19 protein-coding genes are annotated in these 19,603 nt (G+C 38.5%); 8 read left to right on the forward strand and 11 right to left on the reverse strand.

The window, feature by feature from the left end; genetic code table 11:
• Positions 1 to 40: 40 nt before the first annotated feature.
• Positions 41 to 1,174: a lactonase family protein gene (locus H1R81_RS14145; protein WP_181841391.1), complete on the reverse strand. Its 1,134-nt coding sequence runs from the start codon at positions 1,172 to 1,174 to the stop codon at positions 41 to 43.
• Positions 1,175 to 1,268: 94 nt separating this feature from the next.
• Here H1R81_RS14145 and H1R81_RS14150 point away from each other — a divergent pair, with 94 nt between their 5' ends.
• Entirely contained in the window at positions 1,269 to 1,835 is a 567-nt protein-coding gene (locus H1R81_RS14150; RefSeq protein ID WP_181841392.1) for a GNAT family N-acetyltransferase, read from the forward strand.
• A gap of 71 nt (positions 1,836 to 1,906) precedes the next feature.
• Entirely contained in the window at positions 1,907 to 2,755 is an 849-nt protein-coding gene (locus tag H1R81_RS14155) for a methylated-DNA--[protein]-cysteine S-methyltransferase (protein ID WP_181841393.1), read from the forward strand.
• Here H1R81_RS14155 and H1R81_RS14160 read toward each other — a convergent pair.
• Together H1R81_RS14160 and H1R81_RS14165 are read right to left on the reverse strand one after the other, a co-directional pair.
• Positions 2,752 to 3,012, reverse strand: a complete 261-nt coding sequence (locus H1R81_RS14160; protein ID WP_181841394.1) for an Ada metal-binding domain-containing protein — start codon at positions 3,010 to 3,012, stop codon at positions 2,752 to 2,754. The genes H1R81_RS14155 and H1R81_RS14160 overlap by 4 nt on opposite strands.
• Positions 3,009 to 3,722 carry a 2OG-Fe(II) oxygenase gene (locus H1R81_RS14165; protein ID WP_181841395.1) on the reverse strand — a complete coding sequence of 238 codons (714 nt, stop codon included), beginning with the start codon at positions 3,720 to 3,722 and terminating at the stop codon, positions 3,009 to 3,011. The genes H1R81_RS14160 and H1R81_RS14165 overlap by 4 nt, the downstream gene beginning before the upstream one ends.
• A gap of 141 nt (positions 3,723 to 3,863) precedes the next feature.
• Between H1R81_RS14165 and H1R81_RS14170 the strand changes: the two genes are divergently transcribed.
• Positions 3,864 to 5,777, forward strand: a complete 1,914-nt coding sequence (locus tag H1R81_RS14170; RefSeq protein ID WP_181841396.1) for a bifunctional aminotransferase class I/II-fold pyridoxal phosphate-dependent enzyme/GNAT family N-acetyltransferase — start codon at positions 3,864 to 3,866, stop codon at positions 5,775 to 5,777.
• A gap of 56 nt (positions 5,778 to 5,833) precedes the next feature.
• Positions 5,834 to 6,595, forward strand: coding sequence for a triose-phosphate isomerase (gene tpiA / locus H1R81_RS14175; RefSeq protein ID WP_181841397.1), 762 nt, complete (start codon positions 5,834 to 5,836; stop codon positions 6,593 to 6,595).
• Positions 6,596 to 6,721: 126 nt separating this feature from the next.
• Here the strand turns inward: tpiA and H1R81_RS14180 are convergent, their stop codons facing one another.
• From H1R81_RS14180 to H1R81_RS14215, 8 genes are all read right to left on the reverse strand, one after another.
• Entirely contained in the window at positions 6,722 to 7,393 is a 672-nt protein-coding gene (locus H1R81_RS14180; protein ID WP_181841398.1) for a TVP38/TMEM64 family protein, read from the reverse strand.
• Between the two features lie 57 nt (positions 7,394 to 7,450).
• Positions 7,451 to 8,050 (reverse strand): hypothetical protein, encoded by a 600-nt coding sequence (locus H1R81_RS14185; protein ID WP_181841399.1) that lies wholly within the window; start codon positions 8,048 to 8,050, stop codon positions 7,451 to 7,453.
• A complete protein-coding gene (locus H1R81_RS14190; RefSeq protein ID WP_181841400.1) occupies positions 8,043 to 8,516 on the reverse strand; it encodes a hypothetical protein in 474 nt (157 codons plus the stop codon). Before H1R81_RS14190 ends, H1R81_RS14185 begins: the two co-directional genes overlap by 8 nt.
• Positions 8,517 to 8,524: 8 nt before the next feature.
• The gene (locus tag H1R81_RS14195) at positions 8,525 to 9,049 is read right to left on the reverse strand and encodes a DinB family protein (RefSeq protein ID WP_181841401.1); all 525 of its coding nucleotides are present in this window, start codon (positions 9,047 to 9,049) and stop codon (positions 8,525 to 8,527) included.
• Positions 9,050 to 9,192: 143 nt separating this feature from the next.
• The gene (gene proB, locus H1R81_RS14200) at positions 9,193 to 10,230 is read right to left on the reverse strand and encodes a glutamate 5-kinase (protein WP_181841402.1); all 1,038 of its coding nucleotides are present in this window, start codon (positions 10,228 to 10,230) and stop codon (positions 9,193 to 9,195) included.
• 94 nt (positions 10,231 to 10,324) lie between these two features.
• Positions 10,325 to 11,074: a ribonuclease III gene (gene rnc, locus H1R81_RS14205; RefSeq protein ID WP_181841403.1), complete on the reverse strand. Its 750-nt coding sequence runs from the start codon at positions 11,072 to 11,074 to the stop codon at positions 10,325 to 10,327.
• A 9-nt stretch (positions 11,075 to 11,083) separates the two neighbouring features.
• Positions 11,084 to 12,331, reverse strand: a complete 1,248-nt coding sequence (gene fabF / locus H1R81_RS14210; protein WP_181841404.1) for a beta-ketoacyl-ACP synthase II — start codon at positions 12,329 to 12,331, stop codon at positions 11,084 to 11,086.
• Between the two features lie 82 nt (positions 12,332 to 12,413).
• The gene (locus tag H1R81_RS14215) at positions 12,414 to 12,650 is read right to left on the reverse strand and encodes an acyl carrier protein (RefSeq protein WP_116983079.1); all 237 of its coding nucleotides are present in this window, start codon (positions 12,648 to 12,650) and stop codon (positions 12,414 to 12,416) included.
• A 230-nt stretch (positions 12,651 to 12,880) separates the two neighbouring features.
• Here H1R81_RS14215 and kdsA point away from each other — a divergent pair, with 230 nt between their 5' ends.
• From kdsA to H1R81_RS14235, 4 genes are all read left to right on the forward strand, one after another.
• Positions 12,881 to 13,696 (forward strand): 3-deoxy-8-phosphooctulonate synthase, encoded by an 816-nt coding sequence (gene kdsA / locus H1R81_RS14220; protein WP_220275238.1) that lies wholly within the window; start codon positions 12,881 to 12,883, stop codon positions 13,694 to 13,696.
• A gap of 170 nt (positions 13,697 to 13,866) precedes the next feature.
• Positions 13,867 to 14,196, forward strand: a complete 330-nt coding sequence (locus tag H1R81_RS14225; RefSeq protein WP_181841406.1) for a DUF3467 domain-containing protein — start codon at positions 13,867 to 13,869, stop codon at positions 14,194 to 14,196.
• Positions 14,197 to 14,961: 765 nt separating this feature from the next.
• Positions 14,962 to 15,237, forward strand: a complete 276-nt coding sequence (locus tag H1R81_RS14230) for a two-component system response regulator (RefSeq protein WP_181841407.1) — start codon at positions 14,962 to 14,964, stop codon at positions 15,235 to 15,237.
• Positions 15,238 to 15,336: 99 nt separating this feature from the next.
• Positions 15,337 to 19,473, forward strand: a complete 4,137-nt coding sequence (locus H1R81_RS14235; RefSeq protein ID WP_181841408.1) for a PAS domain-containing sensor histidine kinase — start codon at positions 15,337 to 15,339, stop codon at positions 19,471 to 19,473.
• The last annotated feature ends 130 nt before the right edge of the window (positions 19,474 to 19,603 follow it).

Here is a 19,603-nt window from a genome sequence, read left to right on the forward strand (position 1 = left end):
GTTTTAGCTTATTAATTAAGCTATGAGTAATTTCTTTCTATTACTTATTTGCCTTCACCATCTTTAAACACACGGGCATTGATACTTTTATCTCTTTGCCTGTAGGTGTCAAAGTTCCTTTTACTGCATCGCGTTTAAAGAGTACAATATTATCGCTGTCCTGATTGGCTACCAATACCCATTTACCGCTTGGATCAATCATAAAATTACGAGGGGTTTTGCCTAAAACCGATTCATTGGTAATATAAGTCAGTTTACCCGTTTTCTGGTCGATGCTATATATTACTACATGGTCATAAAATCTGTTAGAGCCATATAAGAACTTACCATCGGCGGAGATATGAATATCTGCACAAGAATTGTTGCCTTTATAATCTGGTGGTAATGTAGAAATCGTTTGTTTTTCTTTGAGAGCACCATGAGCATAGTCATAAGCGGTAACAGTAGCGTTTAGCTCCTGAATAACATATGCCCATTTGCCATTCGGATGAATTGTAAAGTGGCGGGGGCCTGCGCCATCGGCTGTTTTGGTGGCTGCTGGTGTTCCGTTAGCCAAATGCCCGGTTTTAACATCCAGTTTATAACTCACAATCTTATCAATACCTAAGTCCGGCACAAATACGTCTACATTATTTGGGGCAATATTTACCGAATGAACATGAGGTTTTTCCTGGCGGGTGGCATTTACACTCTTTCCTTCATGTTTAATTGTTTGAGTCGGTGCACCCAGTGAACCATCTTTTTCAATGGGTAATACACTCAGGCTACCGCCTCCGTAATTGCCTACTAAAACCCATTTACCTGTTTTATCGACTGATACATGACATGGGCCATCACCTCCTGCCGACTGGGTATTCATTTTTGTCAGTTTACCTGTTTTATTATCAAAACCAAAGGCATGCACAGCGCCCCCTTGTGTTTCGCCTACGGTATAGACAAATTTCTGATCAGGAGTAACCGCTAAAAAAGTAGGGTTTTTGAGTGCTGTTGTTTTATCTATAAGTGCAGAAAAATCTCCTGTTTGTGTATTAAATTTATAGACATACATACCGTCGCTTCCTTTATGGGTATAGGTGCCCACTAAAAGATAATAATTACCTTCCTGCGAGTAGCCTTTGAAAGATAGAATAAGTAGAAAAGTCAAGTAAGACAGACAAATATTCCTGAATAACATAGTTAAAGATAGGTTGAATAGTTTCGAATATAAAATCTGTCAAATATAGATACTTTTTCGTTTTTTTGTGTGTTTACCGCTTTCAAATACATATATGCAAAACCTGATAATTACTACCGTACAAAGCGAAGCCAATGTGAGAGGCATTCTGGCACTTCAACAAAGAAATCTAAAAAAAAATCTTACGCCTGAGCAAATTGAGAGCCAGGGATTTGTAACCGTAGAGCATGAATTTTCGGTTTTAAAATCTATGAACGATGCTCAGCCAAGTGTGATAGCAAAAGATGGTAATACAGTTGTGGGGTATTGCTTAGCCATGCTGCCAAAATTCAGAAACGATGTGCCTGAAATCAGGAGCCTGTTTGATACTATTGATTTAATTGAATTTGAGGGCCACCCCTTAAAGGAGTTTAATTATGTAGTAATGGGGCAGGTATGTGTGGGTGATGGATACCGAAGTATGGGGCTTTTTGACGGGATGTATAAAAAATTAAGGGAAGAATTAGCTGATAAATATGCCATGTGTATCACAGATATTTCATCTAAAAACCTACGTTCACAAAAGGCTCATGCACGTATCGGTTTTCAGAATATCAAAGATTTTCATGATACTGAACTGAACGAAATATGGCGGGTTGTACTATGGGATTGGCGTGCATAATGTCAGCAATAATCAGATTGTAGGGGTGCTCAAACCATCGTAATTTTGATATAACAAAACAATCAGAAAAGATGGAAACTATCGAAAATCAGGAACTTATAGATTATAACCGAATAGAACGCGCTATTCATTTTATTGAAGAAAACTTTCAGAACCAGCCAAGTCTGAAAGAGGTTGCCGACCATGTAGCTTTATCAGAGTTTCATTTTAACCGGCTTTTCAGCAAATGGGCAGGTACAAGTCCGCAACGGTTCATGCGTTTTCTGACCAAAGAATTTGCCAAAGAAAAGTTAGCTCAAAGCGATAACTTATTAGCTGCTACTTTTGAGTCGGGCTTATCGAGCACCAGCCGTCTGCATGATTTATTTGTCAATTACGAGGCAATGACTCCAGCCGAATTTAAATCTAAAGGAGAAGGACTTACCATTTATTATGGTATTCATGAAACACCATTCGGCGAATGCCTGATAGCTGTTACCGGGCGTGGTATTACCGATTTGCGGTTTCTGGAAAACGAAAACAAGGAAGGGGTAATTCAGGAACTAAAAGAAGATTTTTTCAATGCTGAAATCATTTTCGACAATGCTTTTACCAGACCTTTTATAGACCAGATATTCTACGCAACTGAGTCTACAGATTCTCCCGTCACCCTTTTGCTAAGAGGCACTAATTTTCAGATAAAAGTCTGGGAGGCTTTATTGAAAATCCCATTCGGACAAATGGTAAGCTATGAAACGATTGCCCAAACCATCGGCCAGCCAACCGCGCAAAGAGCCGTAGGAACCGCCATCGGCAGTAACCGATTAGGGTATATTATTCCGTGCCATAGAGTGCTACAAAAAGTCGGAGGCATTGGTGGCTATCGCTGGGGTACAACCCGCAAAAAGGCAATTTTGGGTTGGGAAATGGCGCGGGCTTAATGTTGCGATTTCCAATGTAAATATTCTTTCTTCATACAGACCGCACAGGGGCGATAACCAGAATCAATCGCCTCTGCTTCGTTTTCAAAAAATATCCTGTTTCCTATTTTCATTCTTTTACCTGCCCTGCAATCTAATCGACCATAGATTTTCAGGTTTTTATTTCCACCAAAAGCTATTTCTCCAGATTGTATCTTTAATAATAAATCCTTTGAACGTGCAAAAGCTTTATTGCCTACATCTTTGTGTCTTATCATTGCGCATCATGAAAGATAATTCCCAGATTAATTCTTTCACCAGTCTTTACCTCACTTACTCCATGCCGCATGGTTGTTCGGTAATAACCTTTTGTACCCAATACCGGACGGAAATTAGTAGTAAAAATAACAGCCTCACCCCTATCAGGCTGCAATACGACAGGCTTTGATTGCATACGAGGGCGATTCTCTACCATCACAAATTCTCCGCCTGTATAATCAACTTGCGCTTGGGTCAGAAAGAACACTATCTGAAATGGAAAATATACTTCTCCATATAAATCCTGATGCAAAGCATTCCAGTCACCTGTATGATATTTTAATATTAATGGTGTTGGGCGATTTTGTTCTGCCTGATGACACTTTTCTAAGAGTTCTTCTAATTGGTTGGGAAAGACCTCATTTATTCCTAATTTAAACGCCCAGTCGTTAGCTACTTTTGCTAAATATGGATATATTGAATGCCGCAAATCTGTAATTATATCTGGCAAAGGGTATTTAAAGTATTTATATTCTCCACTACCAAACTGATAGCGTTTCATATTAATAGTACTTCGATAAAGTGTATTATCATCGTAAGAGGCTGTTAATGCCTTACACTCTTTGGCTGAAAGAATTTCCGGCAAATGCGCATATCCTTTCTCATGAAGACTTTCGGCATAACGCGGCCAGTCTAAGTTTTCTATGCGTTGAGCGATTGTTTCTGACATGTTCTTGTATTTGTTTCGGCAAAAATGAGTAAATGATTGATAAGTGTCGAACCGAATCTTGCTATGTTCGCAGAAAAAGCAAAAAACAGACTGATATATTAGGCTGAGTATATGTATTTTTGAAGCTTAATCGACAAACGCATGAGTACAGAAAACTTACAACCAACAGAAGAAACACTTGACCCTAATAACTGGAATGAAATAAGAGCCTTAGGCCATCAGATGATTGACGATATGATTGATTATCTGCAAGGATTAAGCAATAAACCCGTATGGCAACAGCCTACCGCAGAAGTAAAAGAAATATTGAATCGCTCGCTTCCAAAAGAAGGCCAGCCAGCCGAAGAGATCTATCAGGAATTTCTTTCTTATATACTACCTTATAACAAAGGTAATATACACCCTCGTTTTTTCGCATGGGTACAAGGCAATGGGACACCGTTGGGAATGTTGGCTGATATGCTGGCTTCGGGTATGAATCCTAATACTACCATCGGCGACCACGCGGCTATGTACGTAGAGCAACAGGTGATAGAATGGTCAAAAGAAATGTTTGGCTTTCCAGAAAGTGCCAGTGGTTTATTAGTAAGTGGCGCAACAATGGCTAATCTCACGGCACTTACAACTGCCAGAAACTCACTACAAGATTTACAAATAAGAGTAAAAGGAACCGACAACAAATTAACCGTTTATTGCTCGGCAGAAACCCATATCTGTGTCATAAAGGCTACCGAAGTATTAGGTATTGGTAGTGAGCGTACAAGAATAATTCCCGTAACTGATACTTTCCAGATAAATGTTCCTGCGCTGGTAACCAAAATTAAAGAGGATATTGAAGCCGGTTTCAGACCATTTTGTGTAGTGGGGAATGCCGGAACGGTTAATACCGGCGCAATTGACCCATTAGAAGAACTCTATCAGATATGCCAGGAATTTGGTTTATGGTTTCATATAGACGGTGCCTTTGGTTCATTGGCAAAGCTTACCCCTTCATTCTCGGAAAAACTAAAAACCATAGAAAAAGCCGATAGTCTGGCTTTCGATTTCCATAAATGGCTACACGTTCCTTATGAATCTGCCTGTGTTTTAATCAGAGATAAAAAACTACATCAGGCAGCGTTCTCATCAGTGCCTAATTATTTATCAGCCCATGAAAGAGGACTTGCAGCAGGTCCAGAGCCTTTAACGAATTATGGAATAGAATTATCAAGAAGTTTCAAGGCTTTAAAAGTATGGATGTCGTTGAAAGAGCACGGTATCCTGAAATATGGCCGTTTGGTGCAACAGAATATCAATCAGGCTGAATATTTAGGAGAAAAAGTATCTAAAGCTATGAATTTAGAATTGCTTGTTCCGATAAGTATGAATATAGTCTGTTTCCGTTTCAACGACGGCGCCCATACTGAAGAAGCATTGAATCAATTGAATAAGGAGATTCTGATGCGCTTGCACGAGTCGGGTATTGCCGCACCATCTTATACTATTATTCATGGCAAATATGCTATTCGTGCCAATATTACCAATCATCGTACCCGCCTGGAAGATTTAGATTTATTAGTCAACACTATTGTAAATATTGCTACTGGCCTTTTAATAAAAGTAGTTGAATTTGATACCAGTAATCTGAAGCACTATCAGGCATTTAAAGACATTAACTACGACTGGATAAACAAATACTTCAAAGTTGAGCAAGGCGATCTGGATTCCTTAGAAAATCCTGTAAAGTATTTCATAGCCACAGGTGGTGCAATTTTATTAGCTTGTCGTGGTGATGAAATTTTAGGAACTACCGCCTTAAAACCTATTGGAGATGATAGCTTAGAACTATGTAAAATGGGAGTAAGTGAAGCGGCTCGTGGCTTGGGCATAGGTTACGCTATTGGAGAGGCAGCTATCACAAAAGCAAAAGAATCAGGAGCTAAAAGATTGTATCTGGAAACCAATTCCAGTCTTAGTCCTGCTTTAAATCTGTACAAAAAATTAGGATTTTCGCAGGTTAAAAATTTCACTTCTCCCTATGTAAGAGCCGATGTAGCGATGGAAATGTACTTATAGTTTTTCGTGAAAAACTATTATCTTCGCACTTTCAAACAACCAAAGTTCTAAAGTCAATGAGAAAAAAAATCGCCGCTGGCAACTGGAAAATGAATAAAACTTTCGACGAAGGCCAAATCCTTTTGTCAGAAGTAGTTAATATGGTGAAAGACGAAGTCGTTAATCCAAATGTACAGGTTGTACTTTGTGTGCCCTTTCCTTACCTAAGCACTTTCGGAAAATTGATTGATACACCTAAAGTATCTCTGGGTGCGCAAAACTGTTATCCAAAAGCTTCTGGTGCTTATACCGGTGAGGTTTCTGTACCTATGTTACAATCGGTAGGTGTGGGGCATATCATTATCGGCCATAGTGAACGCCGTCAGTATTTCAATGAATCTGATGCTTTCTTAGCCGAAAAAACAAACGCTATCCTTGAAGCCGGATTAACCCCTATCTTCTGTTGTGGTGAAACACTTGACCAACGCAACGAAGGTATCCATTTCGATTTCGTGAAAGGCCAGTTAACAAATGGTCTTTTCCATTTATCAGCCGACGATTTAAAGAAAGTGGTAATTGCGTACGAACCAATCTGGGCTATCGGAACAGGTGTAACAGCCTCTAACGACCAGGCTCAGGAAATGCACAAAATCTTAAGAGATCATTTAGCTTCTCAATACGGTGCAGAAGTGGCTGAGGAAATCAGCATTCTCTATGGTGGTAGCGTGAATGGTGCTAATGCACAAGAACTTTTCGCTTGTCCTGATGTAGACGGTGGTTTAGTTGGTGGTGCTTCTTTGAAATCAAGAGAATTTGTGAATATCGCCAAATCATTTTAAGACATTCGGATTTTAGAAGTTAATATTTAGTTATTAGACCAAAAGTCTAAAGACGCACAAAGTAGAGACAGGGCAATGCCCTGTCTCTACCAAATCAGGCACTTTTAAGATTCACTATTCTTTAAATTACTTCCTCTTTCGCGGCTGCAAAAAATAAAAAAATCCTGCCACCGAAGCTACCAACAGTAGAATCAACAATATTTGTTGCAGATTCCCTTCATTCGGATTCTCTAATAATTTTCTGATTTCTTTTGCCTGATGGCCTGTCCAGACCGCTAAAACCGTACGTGGAATCATGCCTAAAAAGCCGCCTAACAATATATTTTTCAGTTTTGCACCTGACAGGGCAAAAACAAAATTAGTTAAAGCAAACGGTAAAACAGGCGATAGTTTAGCAAAGAAAATAATCTTTAATTCCTGCTCTTTAATGTTTTCCAATATCTCCCGAACTCTTTGATTCTCTGACAAATATGTTCGAAAACGGTCTTTGTCTAACCATCGGGTTACCATATTCACTAAAAATATAGCAACCATATTTAACAAGAATAGTGGCAGAATGGCATGCCAGCCCAGAAAATATCCAAAAACCAATGCTAAAAATGTAGGGGGAGTTATTGCTATGGTAGACGTAATGCAACAGGCAAGTGTTATAATTACCCAGAATTTTTCTTCATAGCCACCAATTTCTCTTTCATGGGCAATTACCCACAATGTAATAATTGATGTGAATACTATAGGGACAATCGTTAAGAAAACCGATGAAATAAGGGCAAAAGAGTATTTTCTAACCTGTTTCAAGTGTGGCTAAGTGTTTTAGCCACAAAATTACAAATTAGAAAAAACCGAAACTATAATTTATAGAAGAATTCCGAAACGGATTACAAGAGGCGAATTATTACCTCCCAAACCTTGTGGACTGATAAACCCCCGGTTAGGGTATCCTAAATTGTACATTAAGGCAAGATAGCTTCCTCTTTGGCCTTGCCTGCCCTGATAAAATCCAGCACCAATCAGGGGTGAGCCCTCCCATTTCTTTTTTATATCAGTGACAGGTGTATTGGCATTAAAAGAATAAAAATTATTAGAATAGGCATTCATCATCTCATATTCGGCATGCGCAAAAATCGACCTGAATATTGGCTGACGAATAAAGAGTTTAGGACCATAGATAAAATCACCGCCGCCATTAAATACACCCTGATATATAATGTTTGCCCCTAATCCGACTACTGTTCCTTTATTACTTACTTCATAACCTACCATCGGAGACACGTCTATGTAGAATGCTCCCCAGAAGCCTAACCAGAAATTTCCGCCATAGCGTAGTTTATCTTTCCAGGCGGGCTTGGGTTGCTCAAAAAATTCGGGCTTTTCTTTTTCTTGTGGTTCTTCTTCCTGCGAAAATGCCATAAATGCACAAGTAATGAGGGTAATGGTTAAAAAAAATTTACGCATATGTCAATGCTGTGGTTTCTTGTAAAAAATCAGGCAGTTTAATGGTCTCTAACAATCGTTCTTCAAGCATATTTGCCCACTCTTGTAAATAAACGATAACATCTTCACGAACATTGTGGCGTAAATAACGTTTTTCTGCGGGCAGACGAATGAGAATCTCTTTATCTGAAAGTTTCTCCAGATTCTGTAAATCTTCAATCGAGAAACCTGCTGTTAACAGGTCAAAGATTATCAGATCAATAGGCATCGTACTGGTTTCACAGTAGTCGTTCAGTTGTTCGTTCCAATCTCCGTGCCCCTGCATGGCATAGGCATGAATCTCCGCCTTAGTTCTATGTGTAACTTCCTGTGCCAGATTCCCACAATTGCAGCTACCCATGTGACCCCACATATATTGGCTGCCGTTTTGCATTTTATCGGCTGTCCGCCGAAGTGCCTCTATAATTTCTGTTTTTACTTGAGCCATAATTCTATCTATTTAACACCCTTATCAGCCTCCCAGGAGCCTTGTTGTTTACGGATAAAAATAATTTGTCCGGTATGATAGGCATTGTGCGTACCGATATGGGCTATAGTTGAATACAATTCTTTCAGCTTGGCTTCATCTGCCGTTTCTACAAATTTCTCTAAATCTACCATAACACCATCTAATCGTTTAACGACATCCTCCCAACTTTTTTTATCAAAATTAGTGAATGTTTTATCGTTATCTCCATCGAATTTAGCGACATCCTGCCCTTTGAATTGTGCCAGCACACGCCCATTCCAGAATAACAGGTGATGAGCCAATTGCCCGATAGAGTGATTGCCTTTGCCATCATTCCAATTGGCTTGTTCGGCCGTTACACCTTCTAAAGCAATATTCACAGGCACAAACCAGTCTTTATCGGTATGTGTTGTTTTCAATTGCTCTAACAAAACAGATTTGAGGGTTGGTTCAGGTTTGGTTTGTGCCATCGTCAGATTAGAGATAAAGAGTAGTAGAAGTATCTTTTTCATAATAATAAGGTTTTTGATTATGAAATTACAATTTCTATGGAATTATGGCAAGAGTTGAAAAGAATTTTGTTTTAAATAAGTTCTCAAATACAGTATAAAATTGCGAGTTAGAGGCGACCGTCGTCCGGCTCGTGCCACAAGAATTATATTAAAACAATATCATTGGCATTTGCTACTTCAAAATTCTGCGTTTTCAGGTTGGCTTCTAATTCATCTGATGGTACTCTGATGCGGGCCACTCCCACCATTATTCCATGACTATCCGTTATTTCTACTACCTCGCCAGCTTCAAAGTCTCCTTTTACTTTTTTGATACCTACGGCTAATAAGCTACTCCGTTTTTGCAAGGCTTTTACAGCTCCTGCATCAACCTGTAAAGTACCTACTGCAACACTGCCACTGGCCAACCATTTATTACGGGATGATAAATTGGCTGTTTGTGCCGAAAACTCAGTCCCTGCTTGTCCTTTTATGGCTTTCAGAATTCCCTCTTCGGTTTTCATGCCGAAAATAATTACCCGGATACCCATACGGGTTGCTAATTTGGTAAAGGTGAGCTTGGATGCCATACCACCTGAACCTAAAGCCGATTTACTATTATCTACCAGACCTAATATCTGATTATCAATCGTTTCTATTTTTCTGATAATGTTTTTCTGCTGATCTAATAAACCACCTACCGATGTACAAATCATCAGTGTTTCTGCTCCGAAGCCAGTGGCGATAAGGGTTGCCAGTTCATCATTGTCCGAAAATCTCAACTCACGGTTACTTACTACGTCGTTCTCATTAGCAATCGGAATAATGCCATTAGCCCATAATTCCTGATAGGTTTCTTTCAGTTGTAGAAACTGCTCGCGATTGCCAAAATGCTGGCGCTCACACAAACTCTGCGCAATCTGAATATTGTATTGAGAGAAATATTTAGAATAAATATTCAAAAGAAGTGGATTCCCGATAGCTGCCGCCGCTTTCCGCTCAGCAATTTCCCCTGAATAATTTCTGATAAAATGCTTACCTGCCCCAACGGCCCCCGAAGATACTATGACGATATGATACCGCGCATGGAGTTCGGAAACCTGGCGGGCTATATCGGCAATGATGGTTTCGTCCGGCTCGCCATTGCTCTGGGTAATAGAGGCTGTTCCGAATTTTATGACAAGGGTAGGTAACTGACTCATGTAATAGGGTGCTTAACGTAGATTTCGTTCTTTACTCAACTTTTGTTGTCTCTCTAATAAAGAAAAAAGACGCAAGGAAATGCGTCTTTTTTCTTTATTGTGATGATTTTATCTCTAAACTTTCACAAGCCCTTCGGGCGGCTTCCTGTTCGGCTTTTTTCTTATTCCAACCGCCACCGGTACTAATGGCCTCGCCGTTTACTTTTACCTGAGCCACAAATTCCTTATGGTGATGTTTACCGTTTTCCTGCACAATCTCAAAAGCAATCTTCTTACCTTCTTGTTGTGCCCAACTTAACAAAATACTCTTGTAATTGGTGTTAGTCTGGATAACTGTATCGAGGTCGAAGTAATTGGCAATCAGCTTTTTCAGAATGAAAGACCTTGTAAACCTGAAACCCTTATCTAAATAAATTGCACCAATCAAGGCTTCCATGGCATCGCCGTACATCGATGTACGATTATGGGCGATACGCTGACCGTCAAACTGGATCAGTTTTTCCAAGCCAATTTTACGGGCTACCTGATTCAAAGACTCTCTGTTTACAATTCTTGAACGAATTTCGGTCAGAAAGCCCTCGTCTTTAAAGGGGTATTTTTTGAATAGATATTCGGCAACTATCATACCCAACACCGAATCGCCTAAGTATTCTAATCGCTCGTTAGATTCGCGGAAACCACCAATATTTGTTTCTTTTGAGGCAGAAGTATGTCTAAAGGCTAACTGATAGAGCAACGGATTACTCGGCTTTTCACCAATAATTTGCTCTACTGCTTTCCTAAACTCACGTTCTTTAGAACTTGATTTGAAAATTCCCCAAAAATTACTAGCCTCCGACAACACGATTCGAAATTAGATTTTCTTAAATATTAGCGTAGCATTATGTCCGCCAAAGCCAAAACAATTACTCAAAACTACATCTATTTTTTTAGATTTCGCTACATTAGGGGTTAAATCTATTCTTGAATCGATTGATTCATCGATATTAAACAGATTTATTGTTGGCGGAACCATTTGATGTTGTATGGCGAGAACAGCGGCGACAGATTCAACTGCACCTGCAGCCCCTAATAAATGGCCTGTCATCGACTTGGTTGAACTGATACTCATTTCGTATGTATGATCGCCAAACAATTGTTCTATAGCTTTGATTTCCTGTGGATCACCCAATGGGGTTGATGTACCATGTGTATTGATATAATCCACATCTTCAGGTTTCATGTTGGCATCTTCAAGCGCATCCTGCATAGAAAGGAACGCACCGAACCCTTCAGGATGTGGTGCTGTAATATGATAGGCATCTGAAGACATACCACCACCCACAATTTCACAATATATTTTGGCTCCACGGGCTACGGCATGCTCGTATTCTTCCAGAATCAATGCCGCGCCACCATCGCCCAATACAAAACCATCACGGTCTTTATCGTATGGGCGAGAACCGGTTGCCGGGTCATCGTTTCTTTCAGACATGGCACGCAAGCCATTAAAACCACCAATACCCGCCTGGGTAATAGCGGCTTCTGAACCTCCTGAAATACATACCTGAACTCTACCTAAGCGGATATAGTTAAACGCATCTATAATTGCATTGTTGGTAGAAGCACATGCCGATACAGTAATGTAGTTTGGCCCACGGAATCCGTATTTGATAGAGATTTGACCCGAGGCACTGTCGGCAATCATTTTTGGAATAAAGAATGGGTTAAACTTCGGAGTACCGTCTCCACTGGCAAAGTTAATTACTTCTTCTTCAAAAGTTTTTAACCCACCAATACCTGAACCCCAGATAACCCCGGCTTTATTTTTATTAATTTGTTCTAAATCCAGACCAGAATCCTTAATAGCTTCGTCTGCCGCTACCATCGCATACTGGGTGAATAAGTCCATTTTACGGGCGTCTTGCCTCGGTATAAACTGTGTTACGTCAAAATTTTTGACTTCACAAGCAAATTTCGTACGGAATTTACTGGCATCAAATTTAGTAATAATGGCCGCGCCACTAACACCATTGGACAATCCATGCCAGAATTCTTCTACCGTATTCCCGATAGGCGTTATAGCCCCCAATCCTGTTACAACTACTCGTTTGAAAGCCATAAAATGAGATTTGAAGTTTCAAAGTTATAAAGTTTCAAGTTTCAGGCTAATATCATGAAACTTGAAACCTGCAACTCGAAAATTATTTAGAATTTTCTTCCAAGTAAGTAATAGCCTGACCAACGGTCTGGATATTTTCTGCCTGGTCGTCTGGGATTGATACGTTGAATTCTTTTTCAAATTCCATTATCAACTCCACAGTGTCTAATGAATCTGCTCCTAAATCATTTGTGAATGATGCTTCTGGAGTTACTTCTGACTCATCAACGCCGAGTTTTTCTACGATAATTTTCGTTACTTTAGATGCAATTGCTGACATTTTGAACTGTAGTTTGGTGAAAAACGACTGCAAAGAAAATGCTTTTAACTGAAAACAACAAAATACACGAAAGTTTTTTAGTATCAGAAAACTTCCGAACTTTGTATTTGTTTTATTATAAAACAAATAAATACGAAAGAAGTTTTGGAAAAACGCCTGAGAATAGAAATATTCAATTACTTAATTCCGAAAAATCAATTAAATAATAGGTTTAAAAAATTATTAAAGTGCTGAAAGTCAATCAATTAAAAAATCAGAATTCCGGGAATTTTTTCCTTATAGCCGGGCCTTGTGTGGTAGAAGGAAGAGATATGGCACTTGAAATTGCTGAAAAAGTAAAAGCAATTACCGACCGTCTTGCAATACCTTATATTTTCAAGGCTTCTTACCGCAAAGCCAACAGAACCAAATTAAATTCGTTTACGGGTATCGGCGACGAACTCGCGCTGGGTATCTTAAAGGAAGTAGGCACCACTTTCTCACTCCCAACCATAACAGACATTCATGAGTCAGACGAGGCCGCTCTTGCGGCGCAATATGTTGATGTTTTGCAGATTCCTGCTTTTTTATGCCGCCAAACCGAGTTGCTGATTGCAGCAGCACAAACAGGCAAGGCCGTTAATGTAAAGAAAGGACAATTTATGCATGGCTCAGGTATGGGCTTTGCCGTAGAGAAAATTAATGCCGTTAATCCTGATGTACAAGTGATGCTAACTGACCGGGGAAATTCATTTGGGTATTCTGATATAGTGGTTGATTACCGGAATATTATCGAAATGCAGGCATTTAATGTGCCTGTCGTAATGGACTGTACGCATTCATTACAACAGCCGAATCAATCTTCAGGTATAACAGGTGGTAACCCTGCTATGATAGAAACCATTGCTAAAGCGGCTATTGCCATAGGAGCTGATGGAATTTTTATTGAAACACATAAGAATCCGGCAGTTGCAAAGTCTGATGGAGCTAATATGTTAGCATTAGATAAATTAGAAAGGCTTTTGGAAAAACTCGTCAGAATACGCGAAGCTGTGCGCAAAAACTAATAAATAGCTATTAAAATACCCTTAAAATAACCATATTGTTCATTTTGAGTCTATATTTGGCCATTAAATAACAAATAGGAATTGTATTTCTTTTTTTCAGGAAAGATTCTTTACTTTTGTTATATTTATAGTAGAATATGACTCCCAACCACTTAACACTCCTCATGCATATGGCAAAAAAGAAAGATGCTCAGGAAGAGCCGGAACAACAAATTAATATCGAACTGTCTGAAGAAATGGCGGAGGGGGTATATGCGAATCTGGCAATGATAGCTCATTCAAACACTGAGTTTGTGATTGATTTTATTCGTCTGATGCCCGGAGTGCCCAAAGCAAAAGTAAAATCACGTGTGATTCTGACTCCGGAACACGCACAACGTTTGCTGACTGCCCTGCAAGATAATATTTCAAAATATGAAGATAATTTTGGCACCATCCGTCAGACCAACGAGCCTGTGCCGTTTCCGATGAATTTCGGCGGCCCGATGGGCGAAGCCTGATTCTGAATCAGTATATCATTACTTGTAAAAGCCTTAGAAGTGATTCTAAGGCTTTTGTTTTGAGCAACAAAGTGCTATTTTACCTCTGTACTCTATGGATTTCATTTTTGACCTGTAAGCGTCTACAAGTTCACCCCTTGCTGCCTCTTCCAGATTTTCATTGGCTTAAATAAGATCAGTATTTATTATATTGAAAATGATGATTTTACCAGAGAGCCTCTTGGGTGCCAATAATTGATAAACTTAGATTATTGATAAAATATCTGTGCTTTTATGAGGCTGTAGTACCATATATTTGATTTTCGACCAGATTCAAATCCATGCCAATGCTAATTTGTTTACCTAAGCCAGCGTTTTATCATGCCCTCTTAATATATTAGGTGGCTATTGTCTCATCAATTCGGATAAAATAATATTAGTTTGATGCAATAAAATATCAGTATTGCTAAACTATTTTCAACGAGTATAATTTATAAGTATTTTTACTTATTTTCCTTTGTAAATGGCACAAGATTTGCCTAATTTTCCAAAACGCTGCAACTCATACGCAATTCTTTAAAGACTCCACGACTGATTTTACTAAAGCCTGGCTTCCTAAGAAAAACATTAGATTATTGCTTGAATATTACTTAAACTATATATAGATAATAAAAAGATTACTTTGTGTTGATGACGACAAAATTACTTTAACTTTTATTAAACTTGTGGTAACAAAGGCCTCTTTCGCTGAAGAAACAATCACTATAATGAATAGCAAAGAGGCAATTGATTATTACAGCAGAATTATCTGCTACATTCATAGAAAGTTATTCTGGACTGATTTTTCTGGATTTAAATATGCTTGTCATGAATGGGTGGGAATTTCTGGATGAATTTACCACAAACTACTATCCAAAGTTTAATAAGACCAGAATTGTAATTCTTTCGTCTTCTACTACGCCATCAGAAAAAGCTAAGGGGCTGAATTATCCGATGGTTATTGATTTTTTATCAAAATCTCTAACTATTCATGCACTGAAAGCCCTGCCTTTAGGGGAGTAGAAATTTTATTATTATTTTTTCCTTAGAAATTAACCTCAAATACTCGTATCACCTTCATTGTTTTAGTAAGGTTGATAATTAAAACAATCTTTTGCTTATATGAAAGCTTACACTTTTCAAGAGAGTCTTCCTTATTCTTCATTAAAAAATCCCGATTATGAAGATTTGCTGACCCACTACACTGAAGACAGTTTTTTGATTATAGATACAAACTTAATCATAGTCAATTTTGGCCTTAATTTTAAAGAACAATACCAGAAATACTTCGGCAGGATAGTGAAAAAAGGTGATAGTATCCTGGACTATGCACCCGAAGGCAGAAAAGAAATTGCCAGAAGTTTTTATATGCGGGCTTTGGATGGTGAAATACTCGAAATTGAGGTAGATTTACCAATGGCCGATAATACAATATTTACCTGTAGAAATAAGTACAAACCTATTTATAATAAAACGAAGCAAATTGTAGGCATTTTTGTCTCGGCTTTTGATATATCTTTTATTCGAAAGGCAGAATCAGAACTCTTAAAGCATGAGAATAAGTACAGGACAATCATCGAAAACTCATTAGATGCGTTCTTTTTGGGTAATCTTGAGGGTGAAGCTCTTGATGTTAATGATTCTGCTGTTGATATGTTTGGGTATAACAAAGAAGAACTTAAGAAATTAAACAGAAAAGTATTAATTGATCACTCTGATGAAAAGTTTTTACGTTATTTAGAGGAAAGGAATAAAACCGGAAAGATGCATGGTGAGGCTACCGGTATAAGAAAAAATGGCGAGCGATTCCCGGTTGAACTTTCATCAGTTACCTATAAGGAAATCAATGACGAGGTAAAGGTTGGTACTTTTATTCGCGATATAAGTATCAGGAAAAAAAGCGAAAAGCTATTAGAACTAAGCGAAAGACGCTTCAAAGCTTTAATAGAAAACTCTTCTGATATTCTTATTTTAAATGAGAAAAGTGGAATTACACAATATGTAAGCCCTGCATTTGAAAAAATCACTGGAATTACCTATTCAGAACTTCAACAAAATCCGAAATCATTTTCTTTGCGTTTACATCCTGATTATGCTGACCAGGCGAGAAAGATTTTTGTGGAGGCACTTGAAAAACCTGGCGTTCCCATCTCTTGCGTTTTGCAATTTCAACATAAAGATGGTTATGCTATATACTTGGAGGGATTTGTGACCAATATGCTGGACGATGAAAACGTAGGGGCAGTAGTTTCAAATTATCGGGACGTTACTGAACGGAAAATAGCCGAGGCACAGGTTGTTAAAAGTGAAAACCGTTTCAGGGCACTGGTTGAAAACGCAAGTGATGTGATTATTCTGAGTAATGAAAAGGGGATTATACAATATGTGAGTCCTGCATTTGAAAAAATTACAGGCTTCACCCTCGAGGATGCTAAAAACAACCCTGACTTATTAAGGGAAAACTTACATCCGGATTTTCAGGAAGACGCCATAAGAACTTCTTTAGAAGCTACCAAAAAGCCGGGTGTTCCTATTCCCCGCTTGTTGAAGTTAAAGCATAAAGATGGCCATTATCTGTGGTTTGAAGGTTTTATTACTAACCTTCTGCACGATGAGAACGTAGGTACTATGGTTTCTAATTACAGAGACATCAGTGGACGAAAAGTAGCCGAAGATAAACTGATTAAAAGTGAAAACCGTTTCAGAGCCTTGGTTGAAAAAGGGGAGGACATCATTATCATGACCAAACCGGATGGAATCATCTCTTATGTGAGTCCTGCATTTGAAAAACTAACGGGTTATGACAGCGATGAAGTGATAGGTAAATTGAACCTGTTATTCATGCATGAAGAGCAGGTCAAAGAAACCAACACTATTTTTGAAAGCTTATTGAAACAGCCGAAGTTTTCTGTACCAAGGCTAAACCGCCTAAAATGCAAAAACGGAGAATATAGATGGGTAGAAGGAAATATCACTAATCTTTTACATGATGACAACGTACAGGCTATTGTTTCGAACTATATAGATGTTACAGAGCGCAAAAAGGCTACAGAGCTGATCAGACAATCTGAAGCCAACCTGAAAGCTATTTTTGAAAATGCCTCCGAAGCCTTTGTATTGTTAGATACCGATGGTTTGATAAAAGCGTTTAATTCTAATGCCCGATTGTTTGGTTTTCTCAATACCGACAATGAAATGATTGAAGGGCGTTATATTTTAGATCTTGTTGCCGACGATAGAAAAGTTATTATTCAATCATTCTTCAATAAAGTATTGCAAGGTGAGATTATTCAATATGATCGGCCATATATACAAGGTGATAGGACGCTATGGATTGATTATACCATCAGGCCTGTCATTGAAAATGGGCAGATAAAAGGTATGTGTATTGCCGGACGGGATATTACAGCAAGAAAAGTGGCTGAGGAAGAAATAGCGAAAAGGGAGATAAAGTTCAGGTCTATCCTGGCAAACAGTCATGACTTGCTGTTCCTTTTTGATGCTGGTGGTAAAATTGAGTTTCTCAGTCCGGCTATTCAGAAGGTTTTTGGCTACACGAATGCTGAAACAGAAATACCTAATATTCTTGATAGAATTCATTCTGATGATTTAGAAAATGTAATGACGCATTTAAACAGAGCTTTCACAATTCCTGAAGTTCCGGTTTTAGTTGCTCTAAGAATACTTAATAAAGACAATAATTATCTCTGGCTTGAAGGAACAATAACCAATATGCTACACAAACCTGAGATTAATGCCTTTGTGGCTAATTTCAGAGATATAACCGAACGTAGAGTATTTGAAGAACAGCAGGCTCTTCTGGTATCAATTATTAATAGTTCAGATGATGCCATAGTGAGTATTAATACTGATAAAAATATACTAAGCTGGAATAAGGGAGCAGAAAAGATGTTTGGCTATGACGATAAGGAGGTAATCGGTAAAAGTATTTATCAGATAGTTCCAACTAATCGTTATTACGAAGAGGAGGAAATTTTTGGCAGGATAAGAGAAGGCAAGCCCGTCAATCATTATGAAACCCAACGGCTAAACAAAGGGGGAAGATTGCTGGATATATCATTAACGGCCTCGCCTATTAAAGATAATAAAGGAAATATTACAGGAGTATCAAAAATTGCCCGTGATATTTCTGAAAAAAGGAAAGCTGAAGAAAAAATCAGCAATAATGAAAGACGTTTCAGAAGCCTTTTACAAAACAGCCATGATGGGTTGAGCCTGCTGGGTATTGATGGTGTAATGCTTGATATAAGCCAGACAGGAAGGAAAATTCTGGGGTATGATGACAGTGAATTGATTGGAATGGCCAGATATGACCTGATTCACCCCGATGATCTGGAGCTTGTTTCTCAAGCCTTTGTAGATGTGATAAATGACCCTGAAAAAACCAGATTCTTTGAGTATCGTAGCCTTTGCAAAGATGGTCTGTACAAATGGCTGGAAGCCAGTTGCCAAAATTTGCTGAATGATGCGGCTGTGGGTGCTATTGTGGTGAATTTCAGAGATATTACTGAGCGGAAAAATCAGGAACTTGAGCGTGAACAACTGATAATTAACCTAAATGAAAATAATAATGATTTAAGAAACTTCTCATTTATTACATCTCATAATTTGAGAGCACCTTTATCGAATCTGTTAGGATTTACTCAATTGCTCGAAGATATACCTATCGAAGACGAAATGCTGAACGCCATTATTGATGGCTTTAGAACATCGACGATTCAACTGGATAATACCGTTAACGACCTCATAAAAATTCTGATAATCAGAGATAATAATTCTATTGAGCAAAAAGAGATTGGTTTTGGTCAGATGTTTTCACAGGTAAAAAATCAACTCAAATCTCTGATTCAGGAAGCTCAACCTGATATCGAAACCTTGTTTGTGGATGCACCAAGTGTCATGTTTAATGAGGCTTATCTGGAAAGTATCCTGATGAACCTCATGACCAATGCCATTAAGTTCAGAGCCAATGATCGTAAGTTAAGAATTAGGATTGAAACCCAAAAGACTGATAAAGGCATAATGCTTTCTTTTGCTGACAATGGCATTGGGTTTGATGCCGAACGCCAGAAAGAGAAAGTTTTTGGTTTATATCAGCGTTTTCATGACCGTCCTAACGGCAAGGGCTTAGGTCTATATTTGATTAAATCTCAAATAGAGAGTCTGGGTGGCACGATTGAAGTTGATAGTGCTGTGAATGTAGGTACTACCTTTAGGCTGAGATTCAAATCCTTTTAGAGTTAATGATGAATGGAATAAGTTCATTTTCAGAAACATTGGCAATAGCAATATACAATAATCAAGACCGCTTCAGAGTTGTCAGATGTTTCTACCTAAACAAATGCCTCAAAAACATACCATTAAAGTA

The organism is Emticicia sp. BO119, from assembly GCF_013912375.1.
In the GTDB taxonomy this organism is placed as follows: Bacteria; Bacteroidota; Bacteroidia; order Cytophagales; family Spirosomataceae; genus Emticicia.